Here is a 14,955-nt window from a genome sequence, read left to right as displayed (position 1 = left end):
GTCACAGCGTGCCGAGCCAGTTGCGCAGCAGCGCCGCACCGGCGTCGGCCGACTTCTCCGGGTGGAACTGCGCGGCCGACAGCGCGCCCCGCTCCACCGCGGCCACGAAGTCCGTGCCGTGGTGCGCGGTCGTCACCGTGGCGCCCGCCTCGGCCAGCGCCGCCGGGTCCGTCACGCCGTAGGAGTGCACGAAGTAGAACCGGGTGCCCTCCGGCAGCCCGGCGAACAGCGTCGAGCCGGCCGACGGCCGCACCGTGTTCCAGCCCATGTGCGGCAGCCGCCGCGCGGGCAGCCGGGTCACGCCGCCGGGCAGCAGCCCGAGCCCCTTGGTGACCACGCCGTGCTCCTCGCCGTGCCCGAAGAGGATCTGCATGCCGACGCAGATGCCCAGCACCGGCCGCCCGGCGGCGACCCGCTCGGCGATCACCGGCCCGGCGCCCAGCGCCTCGATCCCGGCCATGCAGGCGGCGAACGCGCCCACGCCCGGCACCACCAGGCCGTCGGCCGACGCGGCGGCGTCCAGGTCGTCGGTGACGGTCACGTCGGCGCCGGCCCGCGCCACCGCGCGCTCGGCCGACCGCAGGTTGCCCGAGCCGTAGTCGAGCACCACCACGCGCCGCGTCATCAGCTCTCCCCCGGCAGCAGCCAGAGCACCCCGGCGACGGTGGCCAGTACGGCCAGCAGCCCGGTGACCACCACGGCGGCGCGCGGCGCGCCCTGCTTGAGCAGCGACCACGTCCCGCCGACCAGCAGCCCGGCCAGGATCAACACGAGAGTGGGCAGCACCTTCATTAGAGAGCGCCCTTCGTGGACGGCACCACACCGGCGTTACGGGGATCGAGCGCGGTGGCCTCGCGCAGCGCGCGGGAGACGGCCTTGAACTGCGCCTCGACCACGTGGTGCGCATCCGGGTGCCCGCCCGGCCGGGCCGCGCGCAGCACGTCCACGTGCAGCGTGATCCGGGCCGACTGGCCGAACGACTCCCAGATGTGCCGGGTCATGCTCGTCGGGTAGACCGGCCCGATGTACGGGGCCAGCGCCGGCTCGTCGTGCACCACGTACGGGCGGCCGGACAGGTCGACGGCGGCCCGGACCAGCACCTCGTCCATCGGGACGGTGGCCGAGCCGTACCGCCGGATGCCCGCCTTGTCGCCCAGCGCCCGGTCGAACGCGGCGCCCAGCGCCAGCGCGGTGTCCTCCATCGTGTGGTGCGCGTCGATCTCCAGGTCGCCGACGGTGTGCACGGTCAGGTCGAAGCCGCCGTGCCGGGCGATCTGGTTGAGCATGTGGTCGTAGAAGCCGACGCCGGTGGAGATGTCGGCCTGGCCGGTGCCGTCGAGGTCGATCTCGACGAGCACCTTGGTCTCGTTTGTGACCCGCTCGATCCGGGCGATCCGGCTCATGAAACGTTCTCCATCGCGGTGAGGAAGGCGTCGGTCTCGGTCGGGGTGCCGGCGGTGACGCGCAGCCAGCCGGGCAGGCCGACGTCGCGCACCAGCACGCCGGCATCGAGCAGGGTACGCCAGGCCACCGCCTGGTCCCCGTCGACGGCGAACAGCACGAAGTTGGCGTCGCTGTCGGCCACCCGGTGGCCCCGGGCGCGCAGCTCGGCGACGATCCGGTCCCGCTGCTCCATGATCGCGGCCACGGTGCCGAGCAGGGCGTCCCGGTGCGCCAGCGCCGCGCGGGCGGCGGCCTGGGTGAGCGCGGACAGGTGGTACGGCAGCCGGACCAGTTGCACCGCGTCCACCACCGCCGGGTCGGCGGCCAGGTAGCCGAGCCGGCCGCCGGCGAAGCCGAACGCCTTGCTCATGGTGCGGGTCACCACCAGCCGCGGGTGGCCGGGCAGCACCGCCAGCGCGCTCACCGTGCCGGGCCGGGCGAACTCGGCGTACGCCTCGTCCACGACCACCATGCCGGGCGCCTCGTCCAGCACGGCGGCGACCACGGCCGGGTCGAGCGCGGTGCCGGTCGGGTTGTTCGGCGAGCAGAGGAACACCACGTCCGGCCGGTGCTCGCGGACCTGGGCCACCGCCTCGTCGGCGGTGAGCCCGAAGTCCGCGCCGCGCCGGGCGGGCACCCACCGGGTGCCGGTGCCGAGCGCCAGCAGCGGGTGCATCGAGTACGCCGGGGTGAAGCCGAGCGCGGTGCGCCCGGGACCGCCGAACGCCTGCAGCAGCTGCTGCTGGATCTCGTTGGAGCCGTTCGCCGCCCACACGTGGTCGGCGGTGAGCCCGTGTCCCAGGTAGGCGGCCAGGTCGGCGCGCAGCGCCACCGCGTCCCGGTCCGGGTAGCGGTTGAGGTCACGCAGCTCGGCGGCGAGCGCCTTGCCGATCGCCTCGACCACCGGCTCGGGCACCGGGTAGGAGTTCTCGTTGGTGTTCAGCCGCACCGGCACGTCGAGCTGCGGCGCGCCGTACGGCGTGCGCCCGCGCAGGTCCTCGCGGATCGGCAGGTCGTCGAGCGTGGTCACGACGCCCCGCCCTCGGGGAAGCGGACGCTGACCGCCTGGCCGTGCGCGGGCAGGTCCTCCACGGTCGCCAGCGTGACCACGTGCGGGGCCACGTCGCGCAGCGCCTCCTGCGTGTATTCGACCAGGTGGACGCCGCGCAGGAACGACTGCACGGACAGCCCGGAGGAGTGCCGCGCGCAGCCGCCGGTGGGCAGCACGTGGTTGGAGCCCGCGCAGTAGTCGCCGAGCGACACCGGCGACCACGCGCCCACGAACACCGCACCGGCGTTGCGGACCCGCAGCGCCCACTCACGGGCGTTCTCGGTCTGGATCTCCAGGTGCTCGGCCGCGTACGCGTCGACCACCCGCAGCCCGGCCTCCAGGTCGTCGACCAGTACCACGCCGCTCTGCTCGCCGCGCAGCGCGGTGCCGATCCGCTCGGCGTGCTTGGCCGCGGGCGCCTGCCGGGCAAGCTCGGCGTCGACCGCGTCGGCCAGCGCCGTGGACGGGGTGACCAGCACGCTGGCCGCGAGGGGGTCGTGCTCGGCCTGGCTGATCAGGTCGGCGGCGACGTGCGCCGGGTCGGCGGTGTCGTCGGCCAGGATCGCGATCTCGGTCGGGCCGGCCTCGGCGTCGATGCCGACCACGCCGCGCAGCAGCCGCTTCGCGGCGGTGACCCAGATGTTACCCGGGCCGGTGATCATGTCGACGGGCTCGCAGCGCTCGTCCCCGGCCGGGTCGGCGCCCGCCCCGTACGCGAGCATGGCGACGGCCTGGGCGCCGCCGACGGCGTACACCTCGTCCACGCCGAGCAGCGCGCAGGCCGCCAGGACCCGGCGGTCCGGCAGGCCGTCGTTGTCCTTCTGCGGCGGGCTCACCACCACCAGCGAGCGCACCCCGGCCGCCTGGGCCGGGACGACGTTCATCACCACCGTCGACGGGTACATGGCCAGGCCGCCGGGGACGTAGAGACCGACCCGGTCGACCGGCACCCACCGCTCGGTGACCGTGCCGCCGGGCACCACGGTCGTGGTGTGGTCGGTGCGGCGCTGGTCGGCGTGCACCTTGCGGGCCCTGGTGATCGACTCCAGCAGCGCGGCGCGGACCTGCGGGTCCAGCTCGTCCTCGGCGGCGCGGATCGTCTCGACCGGCACCCGCAGCCGCTCCGGTGACACACCGTCGAACCGTTCGCTGGCCTCCCGGATCGCCGGGTACCCATGCTCCCGGACCGCCTCGACCAGCGGGCGGATCCGCTCGACCGCCACGGAGACGTCGAGCTGGGCACGGGGCAGCAGGCGGCGCGGGTCACGTGCCCCGCCGCGCAGGTCGATCCGATTCAGCACGCCTGCGAGTCTAGGCCGCCGCCGCGGCGACCGGCCCGGGCCGCCCGCACGCCGGGACGGTGAGCCGGGACACGCGCGGGCGGGCGCGTTGGGGATACGCTCGATCGCGTGAGCGCACGGCTGCCGGTGTTCCCGCTCGGGACCGTCCTCTTCCCCGGGCTGGTCCTTCCGCTGCACATCTTCGAGGAGCGCTACCGGGCGCTGGTTCGCCACCTGGTGGCGCTGCCCGAGGGCGCGCCGCGCGAGTTCGGCGTGGTCGCGATCCGGGCCGGCTGGGAGGTGGCGCCGGCCGGGCCGCCGGGGCGCTTCGGGCTGACCGCCGGCGAGGTCACGCTGCACGAGGTGGGCTGCACCGCCGAGCTGCGGCAGGTCACCGAGCTGGCCGACGGCGGGTTCGACATCGTCACCGTGGGGCGGCGCCGGTTCCGCCTCGCCGAGGTCGACCATTCCGCCGAGCCCTACCTGACGGCGGAGGTGGAGTGGTTGCCCGAGCCGGGCGGCCCGGACGAGACGGCCGACCTGCTGGCGGCCCGGGTGATCTCGGTGTTCCGGCAATATCTCGGCCTGATCCGGCCGGACCAGCAGGAGATCTCCGAGCAGTTGCCGGAGGACCCGACGGTGCTCTCGCACCTGGTGGCCGCGACCGCCGCGCTGACCGTGGACGACCGGCAGCGGCTGCTCGCCATCGACGACACCGCCGCCCGCCTGCGGGCCGAGCTGCGCCTGCTCAACCGGGAGACGGCGTTGCTGCGGCAGGTCCGGGCGGTGCCGGTGCCGCTCAGCGAGCTGGCGGGTCTCCCGGCGCCGAACTGAACCCCGGCGCCGGCGGCGGCCACCCGCCGTCGAACTCCGGCTCCGGCCGCAGCGACGGCCACCGCGACCAGCCCGCGAGCAGCGTGTACGTGACTGCGGCGCCGAACGCGGCGAGCAGCAGGTTGCCGTGCGGCAGCGGGAGCGGGCCGAACCAGTCGACGCCGCCGGCGCGCAGGTCGACGGGTTTGGTGAAGGCGGTACCCGGCGGCGCGGTCTCCACCAGCCGCTGGAACGTGGACAGGCCGATCCGGCGGCCGACCTGCCAGGCCACCACCGCCGCGCCGAGACCGCCGAGGGTGACCGCGAGCAGGCCCGCCGGACCACGCCGGCGGCGCAGCACCACCCACAGGGTGATCGCGGCGAGCACGCCGAAGCCGAGGGTCAGGAGGCTGAACCAGCCGTCCGCGGCGATCGGCTGCTCCGGCTGCGTGGTGGCGTAGACCGCGCCGGCCGGCGTCTGCCGTACCGGGGTGGCCGGCGCCGCCCACACCCAGAGCAACCCGAGCGGCGCGCCGAGCGCAGTGAGCAGCGCGGCCACGCCCAGGGTGGTCGCCACCACCCGGCCCACCGCGCGCCGGGACGCGGGCGACGCACCGGGGAGCTGCGTCACGACGCCCGGATGCCCGGCCAGCGGGTCGGCGCCGGGCGCGGTGACCGGGGTGCCGGCGGGCACCGGCAGTCCGCCGGGCCAGCCGGGTGGTCCGCCGGGCCAGGCAGGCGGCTGCTCGCGCTCGGGCCGCGCCTCGGCGCCGTCGGCACGCTCGCGCGTCCGCTCGGGATCAGGGGTGTCCGGAGTCACCCGTTGATCCTCTCAGGCCGGGGCACGGCGCGGGGCGGTGGTCGCCGCCTCAGCGCGCGAACGGTTCCACCATCACCGCGGCGGCCTTGAGCCAGGCGTTGCGGGTCTCGGCCTGGAGCTGGTGGTACTCGATCGAGGAGCCGGTCTCCAGCGCCGGGTCGTAGGGCACCACCGCCACCGCCCGGGTCCGGGTGGCGAAGTGCCGTTCCAGGTCGTCCTGCAGGGAGGTCCGGCCGGGCGTCGGGCAGGAGATCAACGTGACCGCGTTGTCGGCCAGGTCGCCCATGCCCTCCTCGTGCAGCAGGTCGAGCATCCAGTCCGCGCTGAACGCCGCGTCCTCACGCGGCACGGTGGTCACCACGAGCTGGTCGGCCGCCTGCATCACGGTACGCCAGTTCGGGCTCTCCACGTTGTTGCCGGTGTCCACGCAGACCACCTCGTGGGTGCGGCGCAGCAGCTCCAGCACCCGCTTGACGGTGAACTGGTCGAGCCGCTGGGCGAAGCGCGGGCTCTCCTCGCCGGCCAGCACGTCGTACGAGCCGTCGGAGGCGTGCCGCAGGTAGTCGTCGAGGTGGGACAGCAGCCGGTTGCCCTCGAGGATCTCGATCTGCGCCAGGTCGTGGATCAGGTGCCGGATGGTGCGGGCGTGCCGGGCGCTGCCGGCCCGCAGCCCGAGCGTGCCGCGCAGCTCGTTGTCGTCCCAGGCGAGCACGCCGCGCCCGCGGACGCTGCCCACCGTCGCCGCGGCGAGCACGGTGGCGGTGGTCTTGTGCACCCCGCCCTTGGGGTTGGCGAACGCGAGCACCCGGGGCGTGCCCAGCTCGCGGCGCAGCACGCTGGTGGCGCGTTCCAGCTCGGCGTCCGGCTCGGGGGCACGCCACTGCGCCTGGGCCGGCGCGACCCGCCCGGCGCGGCCGGAGCGGCCCTCCAGCGGGCTGCGCGGCGCGGGCACCACCGGTTCCGGCGCGGGCGGGACGTCCGGCCGGTAGCGGCCCCGGTCGAGCAGGGCGTACCGGGACTCGGCCGGCGGTGGCGCGGGCCGGTAGCCACCGTCGAGAAGGGAGTAGCGCGACTCGGCCGGCGCCTCGGCCCGGCCGCGCGGCTCCGGCAGCGCCGGTTCGGCGCGCCAGGACGGCTCCGGCCGGGGCTCGGCGGCGAAGGACGGGTCCGGCGCGACAGGCGGCTCGGCGCGCCAGGACGGCTCGGCCGGATAGGGCTGCCCGGCGCGCCAGGACGGCTCCGGGTCGGTGCGGTACGCCGGCTCGGCCCGGTAGGCCGGTTCACCCTCCTGGCGGGGGTCGGCGCGGAAGGCGGGGTCGACGCGGAACGTGGCCTCGGCCCGGTAACCGGGCTCGGCGCCGTACGACCCGTCGGGGGCGCGGCCGACGGCGGCGGCGCGCCCGGTCCAGCCGGTGCCGGCGGCGCGGCGTGGCAGCGGGTCGGGCGGCGGCGCGTGGTGGTCCTCGACGTGCCGGTCGGCGTCGGCGTGCTCCGCGCCGCGACCGCCGAGCCGGGCCCGGTCGAGCAGCGCCCGCCACCGCGGTGCCGGCTCGCCCTGCCGACCCCAGCCGGTCTCGCTGCCGTCCAAGGATTCGCCCTCCCCCAGCCCATCGATCTCCGCCTGACAGGCTACGAACGAAACCCTATTCGGACCACTCCCCGCGCCGCACATCGCCCGGTGACCCGCCGCACGGTGGGATCGACCGGGTGGCCGCGCCCGCTGATGTCTCAGGAGGTGGGAGCGGGATTGGGTGGCCCGGATCCGGGGACCGGCGCACGGGCGGTCGGTGAAGGTCCGCTCACCGTCCGTGCAGCTTCCGACGAATCGCCCATTCCGCCGCCCTGGGCCGCCGCGCTGTCCGCCGGCGGCCGGGCCACGTCACGCTGCTCCGGCAGCGGCGGGGTGAACACCGTCCGGTCGAGCCGGGTGATCTCCGGCGCCGGGTCCACCACCCGCACACCCGGGCGCCCGGCGAGCGCGCGCAGCGCGTCCGGCGCGGCACGGACCACCGCGGCGTACACGCAGGCGCACCCGGTCCGGTAGGCGTCCGCCTCCCGGGCCGCGACCTCGGCCCCGCTCTCGTGCATCCGGCGCAGCTCCGGATCGGCGGTGGCCGCCGGGGCGGCGGCGCGCGACCGGTAGTCGGCGGCCTCCCGGTCCTTGCGCCCGGCGACGTCGGCCATCCCGGCGACCACGTCGTCCGGCAGCCGCAACGCCGCGATCCGGACGATCTCGGTCTGCCGGCCGGACAGCGGCACCCGCGCCACCACCGCCGAGACCGGCGCGCCGTCCAGCGCGGCGGCCGCCCGCGCCGGGGTCAGGTAGCCGGCGAACGAGACGAGCGCGTAGGCGTCGGGCGCGTCGAGGGCGGCCAGCTCCTCCCCGGCGGTACGCAGGTACGCCGGGACGCTCGCGCCGGCGGCCACCCCGACCCGGGTCACCTCGCCGACAGTGCGGTCGCTGACCGGACGGTCCCGCCGCTGCGCCACCGCTACCACCAGCACCACCAGCGCGCAGGCCAGCGCCAGCCAGGTCAGCGTGGTGAACCGGGACCGGCGCGGCGGCGCGGTGTCGTCGCTCATGGTCAGTCGCGCAGGATCTCCAGCGCCCGGGCCAGATCCTCCGGGTAGTCGCTGACGAACGTCACCTCGTCGCCGGTGCCCGGGTGCGCGAAGCTCAGCGAACGGGCGTGCAGCCACTGCCGGGACAGCCCCAGCCGGGCCGACAGCGTCGGGTCCGCCCCGTAGGTCAGGTCGCCCACGCAGGGGTGCCGCATGCTGGAGAAGTGCACCCGGATCTGGTGCGTGCGCCCGGTCTCCAGCCGTACGTCGAGCAGGCTGGCGGAGGGGAACGCCTCCAGCGTGTCGTAGTGGGTGATGCTCGGCTTGCCGCCGGAGACCACCGCCCACCGGTAGTCGTGGTGGGGGTGCCTGTCGATCGGCGCGTCGATGGTGCCGCGCAGCGGGTCCGGGTGGCCCTGCACCACGGCGTGGTAGCGCTTCTCCACCTCGCGCTCCTTGAACGCCCGCTTGAGCGCGGTGTACGCGCGCTCGCTCTTGGCCACCGCCATGATCCCGGTGGTGCCCACGTCGAGCCGGTGCACCACGCCCTGCCGCTCGGCCGCGCCGCTGGTGGAGATGCGGTGGCCGATGCCGGCCAGCCCGACGATCACCGTCGGGCCGGTCCAGCCGGGGCTCGGGTGCGCCGCCACCCCGACCGGCTTGTCCACCACCACGATGTCGTCGTCGGCGTACACCACGGTCAGGCCGGGCACGGCCTGCGGCACCACGGTCGGCGGGGCGGGCGGCGCGGGCAGCGTGACCTCCAGCCACGAGCCCGCCTTGACCTTGTGCGAGTTCGGCCGGGCCACGCCGTCGACGAGCGCGTCCCCGGCGTCGATCAGGCCGGCGGCGGCGGTGCGGGAGAGCCCGAACAGCCGGGACACGGCCTGGTCCAGGCGCATGCCGTCGAGGCCGTCCGGCACGGGCAGGGAGCGGGTGTCGCCGCCGGCGGCGAACGCGGAGGTCACGCGCTCTCCCGCTGCTCGGCCGGGGCGGCGTCGTCGCGCTTCTCGTCACGCAACCGGGAGCCGTCGCGCTGGCGGCCGGTCAGCTCCAGGAAGACCGCCAGCACCACGCCGCAGACCAGCGAGCTGTCGGCCAGGTTGAACACCGGCCAGACCTGGCCGTACGGGTCGAAGAGGCTGATCATGTCGACCACGTGGCCGACGAAGTGCCCGGGCGCGCGGAAGATCCGGTCGATCAGGTTGCCCAGCGCGCCGCCCAGCACCAGGCCCAGCGACACCGCCCACGGCAGCGAGCGCAGCCGCAGCGCCATCCACGCGATCCACCCGATCACCACGAACGTGATGATCGGGAAGACCCAGGTGTGGTCGGAGCCGATGCTCCAGGCGGCGCCGCTGTTGCGGGTGAGGCTGAAGTAGACCGTGCCGCCGAGCACCGACACCGGCTCCCGGCCGGTCAGCTCGGCCAGCGCGAGCTGCTTGGTGCCCAGATCCGCCAGCAGCGAGAACAGGGACACGCCGAGCAGCAGGCCGACGGCCCTGCGGCGGGGCGCGCCGGCACCCGACTCGGTGGTGCCGGAACCGGCGGGCGGTGCTGCGGTCATCTGCTCCCCATCGACGCTTGCGACGGCGTGGTCACCGTCTGCCGTACGGCCGCCGGGGAGCGGTGATCAGCGCCGCTCCTCCAGCTGCTTGCAGGTCACGCAGAGGGTGGCCGACGGGAACGCGGCGAGCCGCTCCACCGGGATCGGGTTGCCGCACCGCTCGCACCAGCCGTAGCCGCCCTCGTCGAGGCGCTCCAGCGCGCGCTCGACCTGCGTGATCCGCTCCTTGATGCTGTTGGCGAGAGAGATCTCCTGCTCCCGCTCGAACGTCTTGGTGCCGGTGTCGGCCTGGTCGTCCCCGGCCGAGTCGGTCAGCCGGTCGCGCTGCAGCTCGGTGATCTCGCTCAGCGTCTGATCGTACTCGGCGTTCAGCTCGTCCCGCCGCGCCGCCAGGGCGGCCCGGATCTTCTCGGTCTCCGCCGCGCTGCGGGTGGCCTTCGGCGCGGGCTTGCGGCCGGCGGTCCTGGTGTCGGCTGGCTTCGCCATCGTCAGCTCCCTCAGCCGCGTGGCGCGGCGGTCAGCGGTACGTGGGCGGGGACGCCGTCGTCGGCGTCTCCGCGTACGGAAGGGTGCACGGCGAGCGGGCCCGCCGTGCACTCCGGAGGTTGGCAAGAATACGGAACGTACAGGCGTCCGACAACGTGCCGCACCGTCGTCCCACGTATCCGCCCCGGACTGCCATCAATCGGGGCAAAAGGAACGGTAGCAGATCAGCGGGCCGTCTCCTCGCCGTACTCCCCGAACCATCGCGCCAGCCGGCCCCGGCGGCTCACCGCCCGCAGCCGCCGCTCGGTCTCGTCCCGTACGCCGGCGGTGGCGACGATGAGCAGGCTGTCCCCGACCTTGAGCCGGGTGTCCGCGCCGGGCACGAACCCGACGCCGTCGCGCAGCACCAGCGTGACCGCGGCGCCCACCGGCAGCCGCAGCTCGTCCACGTGCACCCCGGCCAGCCGGGACCCGTCCGGCACCTCCAGCTGGAGCAGGTCGGCGCGCATCCGCTCCAGCGGGGCGGTCTCCAGCATGATCTCGTTCGGCTCGGCCGGCGCGATCACGCCCAGCCGGCGGGCCGCCGTCGCCAGCGTGCCGGCCTGGAGCAACGTGAAGATCACCACCAGCACGAAGACCGCGTCGAAGAGGCGGTCCGCCCCCGGCACGTGCAGCGACAGCGGGATGGTGGCGAGCACGACCGGCACCGCGCCGCGCAGACCGGCCCAGGACAGGAAGAGCTGCTCGCGCAGGTTGACCCGGAACGCCAGCGCGGACACCGCCACCGACAACGGCCGGGCGAGCAGCAGCAGGGCCAGCCCGGTGATCACGGCGGGCAGCACCGCGGTCTCCAGCCGGCTCGGCGAGACCAGCAGGCCGAGCAGCACGAACAGGCCGATCTGGGCCAGCCAGGCCAGCCCGTCGGCGAAGCCGAGGATGGCCTGCCGGTGCGGCAGGCGGGAGTTGCCGAGCAGCACGCCCGCCACGTACACGGCGAGGAAGCCGGAGGCGTGCACCACCGAGCCGGCCGCGTACGCCAGCACGGTGAACCCGACCACCGCGATCGGGTACAGGCCGGCCGACGGGAGCGCGGCCCGGCGCAGCGCGTACCGCCCGGCCAGCCCGGCGCCCACCCCGACCGCCGCGCCGACGCCCAGCTCGTAGCCGAGCAGCAGCGCCTCGTACCACCACGGGTGGGCCGCCTCCGCTCCGGCGCGGGAGAGCAGCAGCACCACGAGCACGACGGGCGCGTCGTTCACCCCGGACTCGGCCTCCAGCGCGGCCACCAGCCGGGGTGGCAGACGCAACCGGCGCAGCGTGGCGAACACCGCCGCCGCGTCGGTCGAGGAGAGCACCGCGCCGTAGAGCAGCGCCAGCCGCCAGTCCAGGTCGAGCAGCAGGTGCACCACCACGCCGACGACCACGATGCTGACCACCACGCCGACGGTGGACAGCGTGGCCGCCAGCCCGAGCACCGGCCGCAGCGTGCTCCACCGGGCGGTCAGGCCGCCCTCCGCGATGATCACGATGAGCGCGCAGAAGCCGAGCACCCGGGTCAGCTCGACGTCGTCGAAGCGGATGCCCAGCCCGGCCTCGCCGAGCAGCACCCCGAGCGCCAGGTAGACCAGCAGACTGGGCACGCCGAGCCGGGTGGAGAAGCGCACCGCGCCCACCGCCACCAGCAGCACGGCGGCGCCCACCAGCAACGCGACGTCCAGCCCGGGGGTCATCGCCGACCGGCCCGGGCGGATCTCACGGCGTGCTGCCGTCGCGCAGTCGCCGCAGCACCTCGGGCAGTTCGGCGTGCGGGCGTTCCACCAGGAAGAGCTTGTCCCGGCTGGCCGCGCCGGAGCGCAGCGACACGGCGGCCGGCCGGACGCCGAGCGCATCGGCGAGCGCCCTCCGGGCCGCCTCGGTCGCGCGGCCGTCCACCGCCGGCGCGTGCACCGCGACGACGAGCGCGGGACCCAGCGGCCCGTCGTACCGGCCGCCGACCCGGGTCCGGGACGCGCCGGGCTTCACCCGCACCGCGACGGTGAGCGTGTCGTCCGCGATCGTCATGGTCAGCGGGGCCGGGCCTCGGCCAGCAGGGTGGTGGCGGCGGCGCACTGCGCGCACGGGGTGAAGCCCAGGCCGACCGCCTCGGCGACCGGAACGGGCTCGTCCTCCCGGCCCACCAGATGCGGGCAGCCGGGCAGGTGGAAGCGGGGGTGGCCGTCGACCACCAGGACCTCGCCGGGCAGCCGCACCAGCCGGGCCACCTGCCCGGCGGAGAGGAACTCGGCCGGCGGGTCGCCGTCGAACGCATCGCCCGGCGCGGGCGAGGTGGGCCGCGTGGCGTCCGAGGCGCGCTGGCCGGGCGGCGAGTAGGGCGTCGGTTCCGCGTCGGTCACCGGCTCGGCGGCGACGCGTTCGTACGACTCGGCGGTCGCCGGCTCGTAAGGCGCGGTGTACGGATCGGCGTCGAACGGATCGGCCGGTGGTGAGTACGCGGCCGGCGGCGGGGTGTCGTCCGGTTCGGTCACCGGCGACCCGGGCGGTTGCCGCCACCCGGATCCGCCGGCGTCGACCGTGGACGTGTGGTGCGGGACCGGGCTCACCGGGTCGTCCGGAGACGGGACGGTGTGCGCGGTCCGGGTACGCGGCCCGGTCGCCCGGCCGGCCGTGGCCCGCGCCGCGGCCGCCTGGCGGGCGAACGCGACGAAGACGACGGCGGACAGGACGCTGGCCGCGATCGAGACGATGAGCAGGAGGCTGGATCCGCCGGCGAGCCCGGCGACCAGCAGCACGACCGCGACGACGATGAGCAGGATGCTGGCGGCTACCACGGCTCACCCCCGGCCGCGTCGTGTCGGTCTGGGCGGTCGGTGGCCGTCACGGGGACGGCCACCGACGCGGGATCAGCGGCCGGACTCGAGCGAGCCGGCGCCGCGGCCACCGCCGTAGGAGCCGGCGAGGCCGGCCGCGGCGAGACCGTTGCTGCCGGCGGCACGGGTGCCCTCGGCGCGGTTCATCTCCACCTCGAGGCCCTGGCCGCGACCGTCGAGGTCACGCAGCTGGCTCTCCAGGTACGCCTTGAGCCGGGTGCGGTACTCGCGCTCGAACTGCTTGAGCTCCTCGATGTGCTTCTGCAGCGCGGTGCGCTTGGCGTCCAGGCCGCCCATGGCCTCCTGGTGCCGCTGGCGGGCGTCCCGCTCCAGGGCGTCGGCCTTGGCGCGCGCCTCCCGGGTGACCTCCTCGGCCTTCGAACGGGCCTCGGAGAGCAGCTGGTCGGCCTCGCGACGGGCGTCGGAGACGTGGTCGTCGGCGGTGCGCTGGGCCATCATGAGCACCCGCAGCGCCTGCTGCTCGAGGTCCCCGGTCACCCCGGCCGGGCCGCCCTGCGTGCGGACCTGCTCCAGCTCGGCCTGCATCGCGCGGGCCGCCTGCTCGGCGGCCGCCTTGTCGCGCTGCACCCGGTCGAGCTGGGCCTTGACGTCGTTGAGCTCCGCCGCGAGGCGGGCGTCACCGCCGGGGCCGGCGGGAGCGCCACCCCGACCGCCGCGCTCCACCTGGGCGCGCAGCTCGTTGTTCTCCTCGATCAGACGGGCCAGCTCGCGCTCGACCTCGTCCAGGAAGGCGTCGACCTCCTCCTCGTCATACCCCCGCTTGCCGATCGGCGGCTTTTTGAAGGCGACGTTGTGAACGTCGGCCGGGGTCAGCGGCATCGAAACTCCTCGGGTCAGTTGCGGCCGCGAAAGCGCTCTGGTCAGGCAAACGCGAAGATCAGGCGCCTAAACACGAACTCCATCAGCACGAACAGGATAACCAGGAGCACAAGGGAGGCCAGGTCGATGCTCACGGTACCAATTCGCAGTGGCGGGATCACACGCCTCAACGCTCGCAGGGGCGGATCAGTGACGCTCCACACGACTTCCAGTCCCGCCGACGCTCCCCGGCCCGGTTGCCAGCGGCGACCATAGGCCAGCACCGCCCCCATAACAAATCGCGCCAAAAGGACAATTAGGAAGATGTACAGCAGCAGGTAGAGCACCTGGAACAGGATCGACAACACGGCAGGCGACGTCCCTCGGTCATGTGGGTCAGCTCAGGCTGAAGAAGCCGCCCTCAGCGATCTTGGCCTTGTCCTCCGCGGTGACCTGGACGTTGGCCGGTGAGAGCAGGAACACCCGGTTGGTCACGCGCTCGATCGTACCGCGCAGGCCGAACGCGAGCCCGGCGGCGAAGTCGACAAGGCGGCGGGCGTCCGCCTCGTCCATCTCGGTGAGATTGATGATCACCGGTACGCCGTCCCGGAAGTGCTCGCCGATGGTCCGCGCCTCGCGGTAGGTGGTCGGGTGCAGCGTGGTGATCTGGTAGCGCTGCTCGTCCTCCGGCGCCACCCGCTCCCGCTCGCGCGGCTGGGCCTGCGGCGCGAGCGCGAGATTGTCCCGCGTGTGATAGGTCAGGGCGCCCGAGGTCTCGCCGGCGGAGGACCGGGTGATCGACCGGACGCTGGAGCGCTCGACCCGCTCCGGGCGCTCCACGTCGCCCCGGTCGGTGTCGACCGACCGGCTGGAGGCGCGCTCGGACAGCCGGCCCCGGTCGCTGAGGCGGGACCGCGTCGCCGGCGGCTCGTCGGCCTCGTCGTCGTCCTCGTCGGCGAACTCCTCGGCGTACCGGCTCGACCGGTAGCGCGACGAGTCACGGTAGCCACCCTTGTCGTAGCCACCGTCCTCGTACGCCCGCTCGTCGTCCTCCTCGACCAGACCGAGCCAGACCCCCGCCTTGCGCAGTGCACCCATCCCCGCGCCCTTCCGTCCGCCGTGCGGCACGCGCCCCCGTGCCGTGTCGCTTGATCACGAGTGGACGATCATGCCCACCGGACCGGATCGGCAATCCCCTGACGTGCGGTTCGCGGTCCGCCCGTCACGGCCCCCGGCTACGGGGACGC

At 75.0% G+C, this 14,955-nt stretch carries 18 protein-coding genes; 1 reads left to right on the top strand and 17 read right to left on the bottom strand.

The window, feature by feature from the left end; all coding sequences use genetic code 11:
- Nucleotide 1: 1 nt before the first annotated feature.
- From hisH to hisD, 5 genes are read right to left on the bottom strand one after another with little or no spacing between them, the layout of a single operon-like run.
- A complete protein-coding gene (gene hisH / locus BAW75_RS04850; protein WP_104112778.1) occupies nt 2-625 on the bottom strand; it encodes an imidazole glycerol phosphate synthase subunit HisH in 624 nt (207 codons plus the stop codon).
- On the bottom strand, nt 625-786 hold the full coding sequence (locus tag BAW75_RS32230; RefSeq protein WP_166456842.1) for a hypothetical protein: 162 nt from the start codon (nt 784-786) through the stop codon (nt 625-627). The genes hisH and BAW75_RS32230 overlap by 1 nt, the downstream gene beginning before the upstream one ends.
- A gap of 5 nt (nt 787-791) precedes the next feature.
- On the bottom strand, nt 792-1,403 hold the full coding sequence (gene hisB / locus BAW75_RS04845) for an imidazoleglycerol-phosphate dehydratase HisB (RefSeq protein WP_043329493.1): 612 nt from the start codon (nt 1,401-1,403) through the stop codon (nt 792-794).
- Nucleotides 1,400-2,473, bottom strand: a complete 1,074-nt coding sequence (locus BAW75_RS04840) for a histidinol-phosphate transaminase (protein WP_069089034.1) — start codon at nt 2,471-2,473, stop codon at nt 1,400-1,402. Before BAW75_RS04840 ends, hisB begins: the two co-directional genes overlap by 4 nt.
- The gene (gene hisD, locus BAW75_RS04835) at nt 2,470-3,795 is read right to left on the bottom strand and encodes a histidinol dehydrogenase (protein ID WP_043329491.1); all 1,326 of its coding nucleotides are present in this window, start codon (nt 3,793-3,795) and stop codon (nt 2,470-2,472) included. Before hisD ends, BAW75_RS04840 begins: the two co-directional genes overlap by 4 nt.
- A gap of 108 nt (nt 3,796-3,903) precedes the next feature.
- On the opposite strand from hisD, the gene BAW75_RS04830 reads away from it, so the two are divergent.
- On the top strand, nt 3,904-4,608 hold the full coding sequence (locus BAW75_RS04830) for an LON peptidase substrate-binding domain-containing protein (RefSeq protein ID WP_043329490.1): 705 nt from the start codon (nt 3,904-3,906) through the stop codon (nt 4,606-4,608).
- Here BAW75_RS04830 and BAW75_RS04825 read toward each other — a convergent pair.
- From BAW75_RS04825 to BAW75_RS04770, 12 genes are all read right to left on the bottom strand, one after another.
- The gene (locus BAW75_RS04825) at nt 4,574-5,407 is read right to left on the bottom strand and encodes a DUF2567 domain-containing protein (RefSeq protein WP_104112777.1); all 834 of its coding nucleotides are present in this window, start codon (nt 5,405-5,407) and stop codon (nt 4,574-4,576) included. The two genes, BAW75_RS04830 and BAW75_RS04825, sit on opposite strands and share 35 nt — an antisense overlap.
- A 49-nt stretch (nt 5,408-5,456) precedes the next feature.
- Complete coding sequence (locus BAW75_RS04820; protein ID WP_104112776.1) at nt 5,457-6,995, bottom strand: ATPase; 1,539 nt, start codon at nt 6,993-6,995, stop codon at nt 5,457-5,459.
- 140 nt (nt 6,996-7,135) lie between these two features.
- Nucleotides 7,136-7,990, bottom strand: a complete 855-nt coding sequence (locus BAW75_RS04815) for a hypothetical protein (protein WP_104112775.1) — start codon at nt 7,988-7,990, stop codon at nt 7,136-7,138.
- Between the two features lie 2 nt (nt 7,991-7,992).
- Nucleotides 7,993-8,937: an RluA family pseudouridine synthase gene (locus tag BAW75_RS04810; RefSeq protein ID WP_104112774.1), complete on the bottom strand. Its 945-nt coding sequence runs from the start codon at nt 8,935-8,937 to the stop codon at nt 7,993-7,995.
- Complete coding sequence (gene lspA, locus BAW75_RS04805) at nt 8,934-9,536, bottom strand: signal peptidase II (RefSeq protein ID WP_104112773.1); 603 nt, start codon at nt 9,534-9,536, stop codon at nt 8,934-8,936. Before lspA ends, BAW75_RS04810 begins: the two co-directional genes overlap by 4 nt.
- 66 nt (nt 9,537-9,602) lie before the next feature.
- Nucleotides 9,603-10,022: a TraR/DksA family transcriptional regulator gene (locus BAW75_RS04800; protein ID WP_030500254.1), complete on the bottom strand. Its 420-nt coding sequence runs from the start codon at nt 10,020-10,022 to the stop codon at nt 9,603-9,605.
- A gap of 224 nt (nt 10,023-10,246) precedes the next feature.
- The gene (locus BAW75_RS04795; RefSeq protein WP_104112772.1) at nt 10,247-11,752 is read right to left on the bottom strand and encodes a potassium/proton antiporter; all 1,506 of its coding nucleotides are present in this window, start codon (nt 11,750-11,752) and stop codon (nt 10,247-10,249) included.
- 22 nt (nt 11,753-11,774) lie between these two features.
- Nucleotides 11,775-12,083, bottom strand: a complete 309-nt coding sequence (locus tag BAW75_RS04790; protein WP_104112771.1) for a DUF167 domain-containing protein — start codon at nt 12,081-12,083, stop codon at nt 11,775-11,777.
- A 2-nt stretch (nt 12,084-12,085) separates the two neighbouring features.
- Nucleotides 12,086-12,850 carry a hypothetical protein gene (locus tag BAW75_RS04785; RefSeq protein WP_104112770.1) on the bottom strand — a complete coding sequence of 255 codons (765 nt, stop codon included), beginning with the start codon at nt 12,848-12,850 and terminating at the stop codon, nt 12,086-12,088.
- Between the two features lie 72 nt (nt 12,851-12,922).
- Entirely contained in the window at nt 12,923-13,729 is an 807-nt protein-coding gene (locus BAW75_RS04780; RefSeq protein WP_104112769.1) for a DivIVA domain-containing protein, read from the bottom strand.
- 41 nt (nt 13,730-13,770) lie between these two features.
- Entirely contained in the window at nt 13,771-14,076 is a 306-nt protein-coding gene (locus BAW75_RS04775; RefSeq protein WP_030500249.1) for a YggT family protein, read from the bottom strand.
- 28 nt (nt 14,077-14,104) lie between these two features.
- Complete coding sequence (locus BAW75_RS04770; RefSeq protein ID WP_043329483.1) at nt 14,105-14,806, bottom strand: cell division protein SepF; 702 nt, start codon at nt 14,804-14,806, stop codon at nt 14,105-14,107.
- Nucleotides 14,807-14,955 lie beyond the last annotated feature (149 nt).

It is taken from the genome of Micromonospora chalcea, from assembly GCF_002926165.1.
Classification (GTDB): Bacteria; Actinomycetota; Actinomycetes; order Mycobacteriales; family Micromonosporaceae; genus Micromonospora; species Micromonospora chalcea.
This window is presented reverse-complemented; position numbering and strand designations above follow the sequence as displayed.

Excerpts from the sequence above, each read along its gene's own strand:
- BAW75_RS04800 (WP_030500254.1), bottom strand. The coding sequence starts at position 10,022 with ATGGCGAAGCCAGCCGACACCAGGACCGCCGGCCGCAAGCCCGCGCCG.
- BAW75_RS04790 (WP_104112771.1), bottom strand. The coding sequence starts at position 12,083 with ATGACGATCGCGGACGACACGCTCACCGTCGCGGTGCGGGTGAAGCCC.
- BAW75_RS04795 (WP_104112772.1), bottom strand. The coding sequence starts at position 11,752 with ATGACCCCCGGGCTGGACGTCGCGTTGCTGGTGGGCGCCGCCGTGCTG.
- lspA (WP_104112773.1), bottom strand. The coding sequence starts at position 9,536 with ATGACCGCAGCACCGCCCGCCGGTTCCGGCACCACCGAGTCGGGTGCC.
- BAW75_RS04770 (WP_043329483.1), bottom strand. The coding sequence starts at position 14,806 with ATGGGTGCACTGCGCAAGGCGGGGGTCTGGCTCGGTCTGGTCGAGGAG.
- BAW75_RS04815 (WP_104112775.1), bottom strand. The coding sequence starts at position 7,990 with ATGAGCGACGACACCGCGCCGCCGCGCCGGTCCCGGTTCACCACGCTG.
- hisH (WP_104112778.1), bottom strand. The coding sequence starts at position 625 with ATGACGCGGCGCGTGGTGGTGCTCGACTACGGCTCGGGCAACCTGCGG.
- hisB (WP_043329493.1), bottom strand. The coding sequence starts at position 1,403 with ATGAGCCGGATCGCCCGGATCGAGCGGGTCACAAACGAGACCAAGGTG.
- BAW75_RS04780 (WP_104112769.1), bottom strand. The coding sequence starts at position 13,729 with ATGCCGCTGACCCCGGCCGACGTTCACAACGTCGCCTTCAAAAAGCCG.